Source organism: Variovorax sp. GW821-FHT10D07 (genome assembly GCF_059415325.1).
This window is the reverse complement of record NZ_JBWKMZ010000026.1, coordinates 25089-39049: the sequence shown is the minus strand read 5'-3', so window position 1 is coordinate 39049 and position 13961 is coordinate 25089. Positions and strand designations below refer to the sequence as shown.

Genomic DNA, 13961 nt, shown 5'->3' with positions numbered 1-13961 from the left:
GAGGACTCCGTATCTCTTCAAGACGAACGAAAGGGGTTTCATTGAAAGGCCGGCGCGCGCGGATGCGCCTCGCCACCGGGTCGGCTCGCGATGCGCACGTCGCTCGCGTCGCGCGAACGCGGGCGCTCGCCGAGCCACGAGATCCAGCCCAGCCGCGGCGCGTTGCCGCGCTGCTGGCCGAGCCGCGTGGGCGGCACCTGCTCCTTGCGCAGCACCAGTTCGGCATCCCACTCGAGCTCGCCGCCCAGCAGTTGCAGCATCCAGCGCTGCAGCACGGGCTGCGCGTCGCCGATCGGCAGGAACATGCGGTAGCGCGCGAGGTCGAGCGGCCCGACGTGCAGCCGCACGCGGTGCTGGCGGTCCCAGGCGCGGGTGCCGAGCATCGCGCCCATGCCCATGGCGCGCGAGCTCTCGCCGCGGCCCAGCCGCGTGAGTTCGGCGCCCGGCAGGCTCATCCAGTGGCCGACCCAGCGCTCGAGCTTCATCGGCACGCCGAAGTAGCTGCACAGCACCGACTCCACGCCCTCGGCGCTGTGCACGCGGCGCGCGAGCCAGCCCGAGAAGTGCAGCCGCGCGTCGTCGTGGATCTCGTCGCGCCCGATGCGCCCCGGCGTGCCGATGCCCACCAGCGCGCCGATCTGCAGCCGGAAGCGGTCCTCGCCGGGCCGGTCGAGCGCGACCGCGGGCCGCGCCTGCGCCCAGGCGCGGTAGAAGTGCAGCGAGAAGCGGTGCAGGAAGCTGTCGAGGAAGGCGAGCCAGGTCGGGTCGCCGTGGTTCAGGCTGCGCTCGCGGATGAAGTCGCTCAGGTGCACCGGCAGCGGCCCGTTGGGGCCGATGTAGGCGAAGAAGTGCTGGCGCAGCCGCGGCGGCGAATGCGCGCCGGCCGGCTCGAAGCGGCTGAAGGCGGCGGGCGCGAAGGACAACGAGGGCTCCTGGCCCACGCGCACCGGCTCGGCGCTCGGCAGCAGCGCGCGGCCCCAGCGCGGCGTGGTGGCGGCGGCCGACTCGAGCCGGCGCAGCACCGCGAAGTAGTCGTAGGCCCAGGGCTGGTCGGACCACCGGCGCAGCGCGGCATCGACGCGCCCCGCCACCGTTCCCTCGGGTGCCACCGGTGCGGCGGGCGCGGCTAGAGAATCTGGCGCGTCCCGCACAGCGGCCTCCAGCGCATGTTCTCGCCCTTGCCCGCGATGCGCACCACGGTCTCGACGAAATGGTTGACCTCGACATGACGCGCCAGGTAGCGCGCGAGCACGGCACCGAACAGGAACACGCTGTGGCCGTGGAAGGCGTCCTTGTCGACCTCGAGCGTGATCTCCAGGCCGCGCCCGAAGGCGATCGGCCCCTTCATCGGCAGCCGGCGCGCCACCGCCTTGCTGCTGACCGACAGCAGCCCGCGCACCTGGCCCTGGCGCATCTCGTCGGCATGCGAGGCGTAGAGCATCAGCGTCTCGCGCAGCGCGGCCGCGCCCTGCTGCGGCGTGCTGTCGGAGATCGACAGGTAGTTGAGCGCGAGGTGGTCGAGCACGCGCCAGCCCAGCCCCTGGCTCACCACCGGCGAAACCGGCCGCGAGGGCCCGCGCACCATGCGCACGCGCTGCGCGGGGAAGGAGTCGACGCAGTCGAAGTCGTTGTCGCGGCCCATCGGCAGCAGCAGCGGCAGGTCGCGGTTGGTGCACAGCGCCGACACCGCGAGCTGGCGCAGGCTGGCCGCGTACGGCGCCTGCTGCGGATCGACGATCTGCATGTAGACCTCGGAGCCGATGTGGCTGCTGCGGTTGCCCTCGGTGCGCTGGCGCACCGACAGCATGCGCGGCTCGCGCGTGGTCGTGTAGTAGGCGGGATGGCTGTGGCGCGTGCCGTGGAAGGCCGAGTAGAAGGGCCGGAACAGCTGCTCCACCGCGGCCGCCGAGCCCGAGTCCGCGCCCGGCGCGCCGTGGCCGACGACCTCGGTCACGGTGTGCACCTCGAAGTCCTGCGGCCGCGTGCGGTCGGGCACCAGGTGGAACTGGCTCACGCCTTCGCTGAGCGGCACGCGGTCGAGCCGCTTGTTGAACAGGTTGACCACCGGCACGCAGTGCAGCTGCACGTTCTCGGCCGTCACCAGCTTCTCGAGCGCCGCGTCGCCGCGCGAGAACAGCAGCACGATCTCGATCTGCGTCACCGGCATCGACGGCAGCACCGACTGCAGGCCCGAGATCTTGAGGAACTGGAAGCGCTGCGGAAACGCGAAGTACTCCTGCAACAGCCGGAAGCCCGAGAAGCCGGTGGCCGTGACCGGCAGCAGCGCCTCGTCGTCCTCGAAGCCGACCACGCCGATGGCGCTCGGCGGCAGGCTGCGCGCCTCGCCCTGCAGCGCGCCGCCAGCGCCCAGCGGCCGCACCAGCACGCCGATGGGCTGGCCCAGCGCGCATTCGTGCAGCTGCCAGGCCACGTCGTCGGCGCCGCCCAGGTGCAGCACCAGGTCGTCGAGCGCGATCTGGCTGAAGTTCAGGTCGGCGGTGGTGCGCAGCACCATGCGCAGGCCGCCGCGGATGGCGCGCGACTGCGGGTGCGTGGCCAGCGGCAGGTCGGGCGCGTAGCTGAAGTACTGGGCACGCAGCAGCTCCAGCGGCCACAGCCGCATCGCGCTCGCGGTACGGAACTCGCAGTAGGTGCTCTGCCCGACCGCGTGCCGCGAGCGCAGGCCCGCGCCGCGCGGCAGGGTCGGCCCCACGGCGAGGTTGGCGTCGTCGGGGTCGTGCACCATGCTGACCACCGCCATCGCGGGCGTGGGCGCGAGGAAGTGCGGATAGACGATGTCGAGCAGGTGGCCGGTGAAGCGCGGGTACTCGGCATCGAGCTTGAGGTTGACGCGCGCCGACAGGAAGGCCGTGGCCTCGATCAGGCGCTCGACGTAGGGGTCGGCGACCTCCTGGCCTTCGATGCCGAGCCGGTTGGCGATCTTCGGAAAGGCGCGCGCGAACTCGGCCGAGCTCTCGCGGAAGTAGCGCAGTTCCTGCTCGTACAGGCTCAGCAGTCGGGGATCCATCGCGGCGCTACCTCCAGGTGGCCAGCGGCCCGCGCGCGGCCCGCGGCAGGCGGGAATCGGCTCGCAACGAAGCGGGATGCGGGGCCGGCGGCGTCATGGCTTCTGGGTCGCGTCCTCGATCTCGATGCGTCCTTCTTCCAGGTCGACCCGGCTGCGCATGAGGAACTCCAGCGGCACCGGCTGCGCCCACAGCATGCCGCGGATCTGCAGGCCGACGCAGTTGTGCGAGTCCAGGGCGGAGCCTTCCATGACGAGTTCCACTTCGAGAGTGCGTGAGAGGATGCGTGGCTCGAACTGCAGGATCGCGTTCTTCAGAGCCTGTTCCATGCTGACACGCTGTATCGACGAGGTGAACTGGCCAGACAGCATAGGCAATCCGTAGTTGATGACGGAGCGCGCGGCATTCGGGTACTGGCGGTCGTCCATGCCGAGGCCGTAGCTGGTGGCGTTGAAGAGCCAGCTCAGGTCACGCAGCACGGCCGCGCGCAGCGCCTGCTTGGTGAGCGTGCGCTTGTCGTCGCCCTCGCGCTGCTCGTCGGGCGCGCTGTCGACCAGCCGGTCGAGCAGCGAGGGCTGCAGCCGCTCTTGCGCCGTGAGGTCAACCACCTGCGCCGCTTTCTTCGCCGTTCGCTTCGCCGCTTTCTTCTTCCTGCGCGGCGGCCGTGAACACGATCTCGCGCACGTCCATCAGCGCGTACTCGCCGGCGTCGGTGCCGAACACGCGCTGGCCATGGCCGGCCCAGACCTCGGGCCGCAGCTCGCGCCACTCGGTGCGGCGCGCGAGCAGCAGCTGGCCGTCGCTGCAGCGCTCGGTGCCTTCGTAGCGCGTGGGGATCAGCGCCAGCGTCTCGCCACCGTTCTCGAAGTCCAGGTGCGCGGGCATCCAGACGCAGTCGCGCAGGTCCTCGGGCGGCTCGATCTTCACGCAGGCGAGCCGCGCATAGGGGATCCAGTAGTACTTGCCGTTGACGAAGGCCTCGAGCACCGGGCCCAGCCGCATGTCGGCGTCGGACAGCCAGTCGAAGGGCACGCCGTCGATGCTGCCGGCGATGGCCGGCGCCGCGTCGAAGGCGCGCTGGCGCAGGTCTTCGGCCAGCTCGGCCTCACCGCGTCCCTGCCGCAGCAGCGACTCGATGAGCAGCGCCAGCCATTCGTCGGGCTGGCCGAAGATCATGGGCGTGCGCGTGCCGGCGAACACCTCGGCGCGCAGGCCTTCGCAGCGCACGGCATCGCCGTACACCTGCTTCATCGGGACGGCGAGCGCATCGAGCTCGGCCGCGACCGTCAACTGGTTGAGCGCGCGCTCCCACTGGCCCAGCACGCACAGCAGCTGCGCCATGAAGACGCGCGGCTTGCTGTCGGCGGGCTTGGCGCGCACGTCGTCGCTCAGCGCCTTGAGGGCGGCCACCGGATCGGCGGCCTTGAGGAATTCGGCGGCAGTGGTCATGGCTGGCTCCGCTTCACTGGGTGGCCGCGATGACCGCGGTGCGCACGGCGCCGCGGATGCCCGAGGCGAGCTGCGGCGCGGTCTTGATCTGCACGTTGCGGCTCTCGAACACGGTCACCTCGCGCGGCTGGCGCGGCGTGCCGCCGGTGAGGATGGCCTGGCTCACGACGCGCGCGCCGGTCAGGATGACCTCGAAGAAGGGCTGCGACGGCAGGTGGTCGCCGCTGGCGCGGTAGACGAAGATCGAGACCTCGAGGTTGGCCTCCTGGCTGAACAGCAGGCTCGCGATCGACGCGGTGGCGGCATCGACCTCGCGCACGATGACGAAGGGATGCACGCGCACCGAGCCCTTGGTCGAGCCGGGCGGCGACACCACCTCCATCTGGTGGCAGTAGCCGCCGATGTCGATGAACTCGAGGCCGCGCTCCGATTCGCCCTTGACCTTGGTGCCGCGGTTGTCGATCGACATCAGGAAGTCGTTGACCGGTTCGCCGGCCATCAGGTCGAGCAGGCGCAGCAGCTCGTCGGGATCGAGGGCGCCTTCTGCAGAAAAGCTCATTGCAATCTCCTTGAAAAAATCATCGGGACGCGGCGTCCGCGGCGCCCCAGGACAACATCGCCGCGTAGAGGCGGCGCCGCGGCGGCTCCACCTGGCCGCGCACGCGCAGGTCGGCCAGCACCGGCTCGACCGCGGCGCCGAACAGCCGCGGCCCGCTCTGCGGCGCGGCCGGCGTGGCCAGCACGAACAGGCGCGCGCCCTCGGCCGACAGCCAGGGCAGCTCGAAGCGCTTGGCGGCCGGCGCCTCGCGCGTGCCGCGCTCGAAGCGGTTGCTCTCGCCGGGGTCGGACGGGTACTCGGCGCGCGGGCGGCCCTGCGCATCGATGCCCGCCACCACCATGTCGACCGAATGGCCGCTGGTGTTGCGCACGTTCAGCGCCGCGCGCTCGCCGTCGCGCAGCGGCAGGAGGCCGGGCCCGCTGGTGCGCAGCGGCCCGCTGCGCGCGAGCCGGTCGCCGTTCCAGATCTCGAGCACGGCCTCGAAGCCGTCGATCGGCATCTGCGTGCCCTCGCCGAGCGCGCACAGTTGGCGCCACCACTTGAGCCGCGCCAGCGTCTCGAGCCGGCGCCGCACCGCGGCCTTGTCGCCCAGGCGCTCGCTGCCGGCACCGAGCGCCGGCGACTGCCATTCGATGCGCTGGCCGGCCGCGCCGAGGTCGCTCCAGCGCAGGTCGGCCGGCGCGCCCGCGCTCACCGGCACCACCGAGGCCGGGTAGTCGAGGCCGATGCCGGGCGGCAGCGGGCCGTCGCTGCGCACGCGCAGCGCGGTCGAAGGCGGTGCGGCCAGCGGCGAGGCGCTCCACAGCACCGCGCCCGGCAGCTCGCGCAGCGCGGCGGGCACCGCGAGGCTCGCACCGTCGAGGTCGACCTGCGATGCGCGCGCCTGCACGCTGCGCACGGTGCCGTCCTCGAGCGTGGCGTTGATGCGCAGTTCCTGCTGCGGCTGCAGGCCGTCGGCCAGGCCGGCCTGCAGCACCAGGCTGTCGCCGCTGCGCTGCGCGCGCCACACCGGCAAGGTGGAGACGGCGCCGGCGCTGTTGGCGAACAGCGGCGCGTCGAGGTTGCCCTCGGCCACCGGCGAGGGCAGCTCGCGGGTCGGGAAGCGCTGCGCCAGTTCGTCGATCACCGGCGGGTAGAGCGCGAGCACGCCGTCGAACAGCTCGCGCCAGGTGGCGGGCCGGCGTTCGAGCGCGCCGGCCACGGCCCAGGTCAGCAGGCCCTGCGGCCGCGCGTTGCGGCCCTGGCGCGGCAGCCGCAGCTCGGGCGTGATCTGGTGGCTCTCGGAGGCGAAGAAGGCGACGTAGCGCGCGCGCGCCACGCGCTCGGTCACGGGCGGCGCGGGCGGCGCGGCGAACGACACGGCCGCCGGCGCGGCGCGCAGTTGGCCCGCGCGCAGGCCGCGCCAGCGCACCTCGTCGTCGGCCGGGCCTTCGGCGACGGCGGGCACGGCGGCGGCGGCATTGCGCGTCATCGAGGTGGCGGCGCAGGTGTCGAACACCGACCAGACGAACACGCCGCGCGCGAGGAAGGCCTGCACCCAGCCGTCGAAGTCGACGTCGCGCACGCCGCCCGCGAGCGCGCTGTCGACGCCGACGGCACCGCGCACGTCGCGCGCGAGGAAGTTCTCGGCCAGCCCGTCGGGCTCCTGGTAGCGCTTGGTGGCATCGCGCCAGCGCGTGCCGTGGCCCGAGAAATAGAGCAGCACGAAGTCGCCGCTGCGCGATTGCGCGAGCAGCCGCGACAGGGCGTCATGGATGGCCTGCGACTCGGGCAGCGCGGCGCCGCTCACGCCGTCGGCCAGCGTCGTGATGTCGCCCGCGCCGAAGCCCTGCCGGAGCAACGCGTCGCGCATCAACGCCACGTCGTTGCGCGGCGCCTGCAGCCACAGCGACTGCGGCTGGTTGACGAGTTCGGAGACGCCCACGAGCAGCGCGCGCTGGGTGGCGAAGGCGCGCGGGGCGAGGCAGGCGAGCGCGAGCAGCAGGAGCCACCGCGCCGCCATCGAACGCCGCGTGCCCCCACCCCAGCCCTCCCCCAGCGGGGGAGGGAGCCGGGCCGGAGGTCGCGCGCCATGGCTCATGGTCGCTCCGACGCCCGTCCCGCCGCTTCGACCAGCGGCGACGCGGCCAGCACCTGCAGGCTCTTCTCCACGTCGGGCACGCGCAGCCGCCACACGCCGTTGCTGCCGGGGCCGCCGACCACGTCGGCCGAGATCGCCTGCAGTAGCCGGTCGGCCTCGTCCACGCGCACGCCGTCCTTCCAGCGCACCGTGAGATCGGCACCGGCACCGGCCGCGGCCGGTGCCGTGGGCACGGCGCGGAAGCGCACGTCGTCCTGCGCCTCGTGGCCACCGAACAGGCCCGCGTTCTGCACCACCACGCACAGGGCCAGCACCGCGAACGCGGGCCGCATCCAGCCGTCGGCGCCGAGCCAGCGCCGCACGCTGCCCCACCAGCCGCCCTCGGGCCCGGGCTGGGGCCGCGCGCGCGGCGCGGCGGCCGGGCCGGGTGCGTTGCGCGCGGCCGGCAGCCAGGCCGCGCCGAGCTGCGATGCCGCGTCGCGGTACAGCGACTGGTATTCGACGCGCGGATCGCGCGGGCCCAGCGGCGTGCCCGACAGCACGGCGAACACGCCGCCCACGGTGCGCAGCGCGATGCGGCCGGGCTCGGGCGCGATGGCGGGCGCGGCCTGCGCGGCCCACTCGTCGTGGACCGCGCGGATCGCGGCGAGCCGCGTGGCCGAGACCTCGCCGAGCACGCGCGCCGCCAGTTGCGGGCTCGGCTCGAGCGTCAACACGTTCCAGGCCTGGATCAGTCCGAAGGCCGGCTCGAAGGGTTCGTCGTCGGGCTCGAGCAGCACGTCGAAGGCCGAGGCCCAGTCGGCCTCGCCGGCCGCCATCCAGCCCTGCCAGAGTTCGCCGTGGATGCAGCGGTCGAGCAGCACGCCGAGCAGCCGGCCCTCGTGCACCACGCTGACCAGCCGGCCCGGCGCCCAGCGCGCGCCGAAGCTGCGCTGCGCCACGGCCTCGCGGCGGCGCGCGAGCTCGGCCAGCGGCAGCAGCAGGTCGACCGGCGGCGGCGCTGCAGCCGCTTCGGGCGCCGCGCCGCGCGCGCCGGGCATGGCGACGGTCGCGAGCCCGGGCGTCTCGGGCGCGAACGCCGAAGCGGCGCCAGGCCCGGTTTCGAAGGCGCTGCGGATCGCGCTGAGCGGTGGCCAGAGATGGGTGGTCATGGCGTCTGTTCCTGAATGGCTATGTCTTCAGGCATAAGACGCTTCAGCGCCCAGGATTTTGAAAACCTGCAGGATCGCCGCCATGTTGTCGGCCTCGATGGCGATGCCCAGCGTGCCCTGGAGCCAGCCGCCGAGCCGGGTCTTGGCGTAGTCGGCGGTCAGGCCCTCGCGCTTGTGCACCAGGCCGAGCCGGCCCGCGCGGTAGTGGTAGGAGGCGATGGCATGGCGCGAGGCGATGCCCGACAGGCCGCCCTCGGCCTCCTTGCCGAAGCCCTCGCACAGCAGGATGCGCTCGGGCTCGGGCAGCTCGGCGATGAAGGCGCGCGCCGCCTGCTGCACCGCGAGGCTGCTGAGGCCGTGCTCGGCCAGGCAGCCCTCGAGGTCCTCGTCGGCGCCCAGTTCGTCCTCGAGCTGGGCCTCGGTGATCTGGTCGCCGATCGACAGCTTGCGCTTGAAGGCGGCCGAGCGCGTGCAGTCGATCAGGTAGCGGCGGAAATAGGCGCACAGCGCGAAGGCGGTCGAGGGCGCGCTGTGGCCCGCGCGCTCCTCGGCCTCGTCGGGATCGGCATCGAGCCGCAGCACCTTGACGTAGATGAACTGCGCCACCAGCTCCTGGCGCCCTTCGCCGAGCACCTGCAGCTCGGGCGGATTGCAGGCCACCAGCGCGTCGCCCACGATGCGGTACATGCGGCCCATGTCGTTCGACGTCAGCGTCTGGCGCCGGCGCCACAGGCGCACGAGTTCTCCGCTTTCCTCGGACGACAGCGTTTCCTGCATGGATTCAACGGCCGGGGCCGGGCCTCGTGGCGGCATTCACGCTGTCATCTCCTCAATCGTCCTCGCAGACACCCTCGGTCGGCACCAGGCATTGCGCGAGGCCGGCGCCCACCGGCGCGCCGCGCGTGCGGATCGCCGAGGACACGGCGGCGCTCGCCACCGCCAGGCCGCGCGGCAGCAGGATCCAGAGCTGGCCGCGTTCCTTCATGCGGCGCGCATTGGTCGCGGCCTGCTGGCCGTTGCCGAAGAAATAGTCGGCCCGCACCGCGCCGCGGATCGCGCCACCGGTGTCCTGCGCGATGGTCAGCCGCTGCATCGGCGCGCCGCTGCCGGGCGTGCGCGTCGAGACGAACACCGGGTAGCCGAGCGGCGTGCTGCGCGGATCGACCGCGATCGAGCGGCCGGCCGACAGCGGCACGCCGAAGGCGCCCACCGGGCCGCCGGGCGTGGTCGCCTCCTTGAAGAACACGTAGCTCGGGTCCTTGATGCCGGTGCCGGCCACCGGGCCGGCCGCGCGCCGGCCGGGCACCATCACCGCGCCGCTGGTGGCGGGCCGCGCCAGCGTGAAGCCGCGCGTGCGGATGGTGGTCGAGACGTTGCCGGCATCGTCGTCGTCGCCGTCGTCGAGGTCGAGCTCGATCGACGAGCCGCGCACCTTGACCGGGCTGCGTGGCTTGCCGTTGGCGGCCTGCGCCAGCGTGGGCCGGAACGGCTGGCCGTTCTGCTCGGCGTAGGCGACGCGGATCATCTCGCCGCTGGCCAGGCGGATGCGGCCCGAGCCCTGGATCTGCATCTCGTAGAGCGCGGTGGCGCTCGAGACGAAGGCCAGCACCTTGGCGTTGGGCGCGCCCTTGGTCTCGATCTCCTCGCGCGTGTAGTACGGCAGCAGCTGCTTGCCCTCGACGCGCAGGCGCACCTTGCGGTCGAGCGTGTCGCGCACGATGCCCGAGAGGTCGAGCGCGTAGAGGCCCGGCGCGCCCATGTCGCGCGTGCTCAGGCCGGTCTGCACCACCACGTTGCGGCCCTGCACGCGCGCGGCCACGGTGCCGTCGCCCGCGGGCAGCTTGCGCGCGTCGGCGAACAGCATGTCCTCGGGCTGGCCGTACACCGGATAGATGAACGGCGGCGCGTAGCTGCGGCTGCCCTGGATCTCGGGCTCGAAGTAGCCCGTGACCACGCCGTCGGGACGGCGGTCGTCGTCGCGGATCTGGTAGACCGAGAACTCGGTCTCGAAGAAGTTGCGGATCGAGGGATTGCTCTTGCCGTCGACCTTGACCGCGCGGTCGCAGACCGACTTCCACTCGGTGCCGCGGCCGTTGAGCACCTTGCAGCTGCCGAGGAAGGCGGGCCAGCTCTCGGCGAAGTCGTCGCGCGTCCAGCCCGGCACGGCATCGAAGCCGACCGCGGTGTAGGTGGCGAGCTGGGTCGAGAAGGTGCGCGCCTGGCCGGCTACGCTGCCGCTCGAGGGCGGGCGCGGCGCCGGCGCGGGCGCGGGCGCCGCCGCGGCCGTGTCGGTGCTGGCGGCGGGCGTCTCGGTCGCGGCGGGCGGCGGCACGGCGCAGCCCGCGAGGAAGGCGGCGGCGGCGGTCGCGGCTGCCACGGCGGCCCGGTGCAGGGCCGGCGCGGGCGTCGGCGCGAGGGCCGGCAGGTGCTTGTTCATGGTGAAGATCTCCTTCGTGGAAAGGTGGCCCGTCGGGTCACGCTCTACAGACGATTACTTCTCGACGATTTTGAAATTGGCGACGCCATAGACGTCGTTGCAGGGGGTGTTGGGCGCGCATACCGGCTTGCCCAGCAGGGGGGAAGGTCCGCTGCCGCGGGTGGTCTCGAGGGCCGCGAGCACCGGCAGCGGAAACTGCGGGAACACGCCCTCGTTCTGCACGCCGGAGGCACCGAAGTCGCGCTCGTGCTCGCTGACCAGCACCGCGAACTGGTTGGTCCCGGCGGGCCCACCGGCCTCCATCGGCCACGAGGCACGCGGCAGCGCGAGGGGGCTGCCGGCGGTGATCTTGTTGTACTTGTCGAGCAGGTTCGGGAACAGCAGGAACATCTCGCCGCCGCTGGACAGCAGGAACACGTAGACGAAGCCGTCGCGCTTGCTGCGCACCTCGAAGGCCAGCTTGTCCTTGCCGATCGCCACCTCGGGCTTCTTCGCCGAGGCCGTGACCTCGAAGCCGGCCGCGGCACCGCCGGCCAGCGACTGCAGCGATTCGAGCGGCGTGCGCGGCGATGGCGCCGGCGCGGGCGGCGGCGGTGGCGGGGGCGGCGGTGTCTGCGCGACCTGCTGCGTGTCGCCGCCGGGCGGCGGCGGCGCGCTCGCGATCGGCGGCGGCGTGTCGCCATGGCCACGGCCCTGGAACCACCACCAGCCACCGCCGGCCGCGGCCGCGAGCAGCGCCACCGAGACCAGCGCCGCGGCCGTCTTGTTGCCGCCGGAGCGCGTGCCGGCCGACGGTGCCGGCGCGGGCGGCAGCACCACCGTCTTGCCGCCACCGCCGCTGCGGCTGTTCGGCCCCGGCGCCGCCGACGTGCCGCGCGCATGCTGCGAGGGATGCGCGGGCGGCGCGATGCTCTGGCTGGTCTCGAGCCCGAGCGCCGCGCGCAGCTCGGCCATCGACTGCGGCCGCGCCTCGGGCCGCACGCCGAGCCCGGCGTCGATCGCCGCGAGCAGCTGCGGGCTGTAGCGCTGGCGCAGGATCTCGTTGCCCGCGAGCGGCACGTAGCTGTCGGACAGGAGGCGCGCCACCGACGGCGGCGGCGCGCGGCCGCACACGGCCACGTGCATCACGGCCGCGAGTGCGTAGACGTCGGTCCATGCGCCCTGCGACATGTCGGGCATCTCGGCGTACTGCTCGATCGGCGCGTAGCCCGGCTTGAGGATCACCGTGATCGCCTGCGTCTTGTCGGTGATCACGCGCCGCGCCGCGCCGAAGTCGAGCACCACCGGCCGGCCCGAGCCTTCGAGCAGGATGATGTTGTCGGGCGCGATGTCGCGGTGGTAGCAGTTGGCGCCATGCATCACGCCGAGCGCCTGCGTGACGCCGTCCATGATGCGCACCAGCCAGGCTTCGTCGACGCCCGCGGGGATCGATACCAGCGCCTGGCGCAGGGTGTCGCCGCGGTAGAAGGGCATCACCATGTAGGTGGTGCCGCGTTCCTGCCAGAAGCGGTAGACCTTGAGCAGCGAGGGGTGGTCGAACTGGGCGAGCAGGCGGGCTTCGTTGATGAAGCTGCGCATGCCGAGGTCGAAGGTTTCTCGGTGGCGCTCCGAGAGGGGGACTACGCTGCCGTCGCCCTGGCGGGTGGAGAGGGAGGAAGGGAGGTATTCCTTGATCGCTACGACGCGTTCGAGGGTGTGGTCCCAGGCTTCGTAGACGACGCCGAAGCCGCCCTGGCCTATGACTCGGGTGATCTCGAATTCTGCGAGGCGGCTGCCTACGGGGAGGAGGCCGGCTTCGTGCGTTCCAGCTTGTGACGGGCCTGTGGTGGGGTTCGTCGGTGGGTTTGTTGGGGCGAACAGCGGGCTGCTGGTGCGCGTGGGCTGGCCGGACGTGATGACTGTGGCGCTGTCGTCCAGGGGGGTGGTTCGGGGGACGACTCTTGTGCGGTCGTCGCTGCCTTCGGGTTTGGTTTCTTCGGTCATCGGGTCCTCCGGGCCTCTTCGGGGCTTGCTCCTGGCGGGAGGCTGTCGGCCGGGTCCCGCCCCGGCGGGCGGCTCACTTTCTTTGTCTCGCCAAAGAAAGTAAGCAAAGAAAGGCGACCCCACTGTCTGCGACCCTCCGCTTCGCTACGGGCAACCTGCGGTGCTCGCGTTTCGCGGGGTCTCGCAGAACTCGCTTCGCTCAAACAGCTGCGAGCCCTTGTCCGCGAAACGCTGCGCTCCTCGGCGCAGCCAGAGGGGATCAGGGTCAACGCGCCATGGCGCGTCCTTGTGTGGGGGGTGCGAGCACGACCGTTACGCCCGATAGCCAAGGCCGCGGCCGAGCGAAGCGAAGGCCCGAAGGGCTTTGGAGGCCGAGCGCAGCGATGGCCCGAACCACTCCCCTCTGGCTGTGCCGAGGAGCGCAGGCGTAGGCGGGATAAGGGCCGCAGCTGTCTGAGCGGAACGCAGTGGAGCGAGTTCTGCGGACCCCCGCCGTAGCCGAGCACCGCAGGTTGCCCGTAGCGAAGCGGAGGGACACAGACAGTGGGGTCGCCTTTTCTTTGGTTACTTTCTTTTGGCGAAGCAAAAGAAAGTGACTCGCCCGCCGGGGCGAAATCCCGGCCGACACCCTCAAAAAAACAATCAGAGGAAGACAAAGCTCACTCCCCTCCCCCAAGAAACAGCGCCTCGAACTGCAGATCCAGAGGCAACCCCACGCAAACCATCCGCAGCCCGCTTTCAACAGAAGGATCCCCAATCCACAAAGAGGCCCCTTCCAAAGGCAAAGCCAACGCACCTCCAGAAGACGAAGCATCCGAACCAGAAGCACCAAACAACCGAGCCAAAGCAGCATCAAACCGCGCCGCATCCAGATCCAGCTCCAACCCTTCCAAAGCAGCCTGCGTAGCCACCCCCCACCACCGCAAGGCAGCCACCAACGCAGCCCCCTCGAGCTCAGAGAGCAGCGGGTCTTCCAACTCCACAGCCACGGTGAAAGGAAAGTACCGCCCCACCCCATCGACCGATGGCATCAACACCCCGATCCACCCCCGCTCCCCCGCCACCCGAGGCCCGAGCACGAAGCACCACACCGGCGCCTCGAGGTAGTGCGAAGTCCAGTCCGCATGCCGATCCCGCAACCGGGCGAGCCCGCGCTGCAGCCACGCATCCCACACCTCCCGAAACGATTCGGGCAAGCGGCGATGCGCGAAGTCCCCCATCCCCGGCAACTTGCCGAACCATCCGGGCAATTGCGTGGAAGCGAACAACGGGGACG

11 protein-coding genes are annotated in these 13961 nt (G+C 72.0%); all 11 read right to left on the bottom strand.

The window, feature by feature from the left end:
• Window positions 1–38: 38 nt before the first annotated feature.
• The 11 genes from tssG to tagF all read right to left on the bottom strand — a co-directional run bounded on the left by tssG (window position 39) and on the right by tagF (window position 13953).
• Window positions 39–1109: a type VI secretion system baseplate subunit TssG gene (gene tssG / locus AC07PU_RS40605; protein WP_495323477.1), complete on the bottom strand. Its 1071-nt coding sequence runs from the start codon at window positions 1107–1109 to the stop codon at window positions 39–41.
• 17 nt (window positions 1110–1126) lie between these two features.
• Window positions 1127–3028 carry a type VI secretion system baseplate subunit TssF gene (tssF, locus tag AC07PU_RS40600; RefSeq protein WP_093350829.1) on the bottom strand — a complete coding sequence of 634 codons (1902 nt, stop codon included), beginning with the start codon at window positions 3026–3028 and terminating at the stop codon, window positions 1127–1129.
• Between the two features lie 93 nt (window positions 3029–3121).
• Complete coding sequence (gene tssE / locus AC07PU_RS40595) at window positions 3122–3634, bottom strand: type VI secretion system baseplate subunit TssE (RefSeq protein ID WP_093350827.1); 513 nt, start codon at window positions 3632–3634, stop codon at window positions 3122–3124.
• The gene (locus AC07PU_RS40590) at window positions 3627–4475 is read right to left on the bottom strand and encodes a type VI secretion system accessory protein TagJ (RefSeq protein ID WP_093350824.1); all 849 of its coding nucleotides are present in this window, start codon (window positions 4473–4475) and stop codon (window positions 3627–3629) included. The genes tssE and AC07PU_RS40590 overlap by 8 nt, the downstream gene beginning before the upstream one ends.
• Window positions 4476–4488: 13 nt before the next feature.
• Window positions 4489–5034 carry a type VI secretion system tube protein Hcp gene (locus AC07PU_RS40585; protein ID WP_093350822.1) on the bottom strand — a complete coding sequence of 182 codons (546 nt, stop codon included), beginning with the start codon at window positions 5032–5034 and terminating at the stop codon, window positions 4489–4491.
• Window positions 5035–5053: 19 nt separating this feature from the next.
• The gene (locus tag AC07PU_RS40580) at window positions 5054–7036 is read right to left on the bottom strand and encodes a caspase family protein (RefSeq protein WP_495323476.1); all 1983 of its coding nucleotides are present in this window, start codon (window positions 7034–7036) and stop codon (window positions 5054–5056) included.
• 74 nt (window positions 7037–7110) lie between these two features.
• On the bottom strand, window positions 7111–8265 hold the full coding sequence (locus AC07PU_RS40575) for a hypothetical protein (RefSeq protein ID WP_495323475.1): 1155 nt from the start codon (window positions 8263–8265) through the stop codon (window positions 7111–7113).
• A 27-nt stretch (window positions 8266–8292) separates the two neighbouring features.
• Window positions 8293–9042: a hypothetical protein gene (locus AC07PU_RS40570; protein WP_093350814.1), complete on the bottom strand. Its 750-nt coding sequence runs from the start codon at window positions 9040–9042 to the stop codon at window positions 8293–8295.
• Between the two features lie 52 nt (window positions 9043–9094).
• On the bottom strand, window positions 9095–10702 hold the full coding sequence (gene mltA / locus AC07PU_RS40565; protein ID WP_093350812.1) for a murein transglycosylase A: 1608 nt from the start codon (window positions 10700–10702) through the stop codon (window positions 9095–9097).
• A 54-nt stretch (window positions 10703–10756) separates the two neighbouring features.
• Window positions 10757–12685, bottom strand: a complete 1929-nt coding sequence (locus tag AC07PU_RS40560; protein ID WP_495323474.1) for a protein kinase domain-containing protein — start codon at window positions 12683–12685, stop codon at window positions 10757–10759.
• A 659-nt stretch (window positions 12686–13344) separates the two neighbouring features.
• Window positions 13345–13953, bottom strand: coding sequence for a type VI secretion system-associated protein TagF (gene tagF, locus AC07PU_RS40555; protein ID WP_495323473.1), 609 nt, complete (start codon window positions 13951–13953; stop codon window positions 13345–13347).
• Window positions 13954–13961 lie beyond the last annotated feature (8 nt).

Excerpts from the sequence above, each read along its gene's own strand:
- tssF (WP_093350829.1), bottom strand. The coding sequence starts at position 3,028 with ATGGATCCCCGACTGCTGAGCCTGTACGAGCAGGAACTGCGCTACTTC.
- AC07PU_RS40590 (WP_093350824.1), bottom strand. The coding sequence starts at position 4,475 with ATGACCACTGCCGCCGAATTCCTCAAGGCCGCCGATCCGGTGGCCGCC.
- AC07PU_RS40585 (WP_093350822.1), bottom strand. The coding sequence starts at position 5,034 with ATGAGCTTTTCTGCAGAAGGCGCCCTCGATCCCGACGAGCTGCTGCGC.
- AC07PU_RS40580 (WP_495323476.1), bottom strand. The coding sequence starts at position 7,036 with ATGGCGGCGCGGTGGCTCCTGCTGCTCGCGCTCGCCTGCCTCGCCCCG.
- AC07PU_RS40575 (WP_495323475.1), bottom strand. The coding sequence starts at position 8,265 with ATGACCACCCATCTCTGGCCACCGCTCAGCGCGATCCGCAGCGCCTTC.
- AC07PU_RS40570 (WP_093350814.1), bottom strand. The coding sequence starts at position 9,042 with ATGCAGGAAACGCTGTCGTCCGAGGAAAGCGGAGAACTCGTGCGCCTG.
- mltA (WP_093350812.1), bottom strand. The coding sequence starts at position 10,702 with ATGAACAAGCACCTGCCGGCCCTCGCGCCGACGCCCGCGCCGGCCCTG.
- AC07PU_RS40560 (WP_495323474.1), bottom strand. The coding sequence starts at position 12,685 with ATGACCGAAGAAACCAAACCCGAAGGCAGCGACGACCGCACAAGAGTC.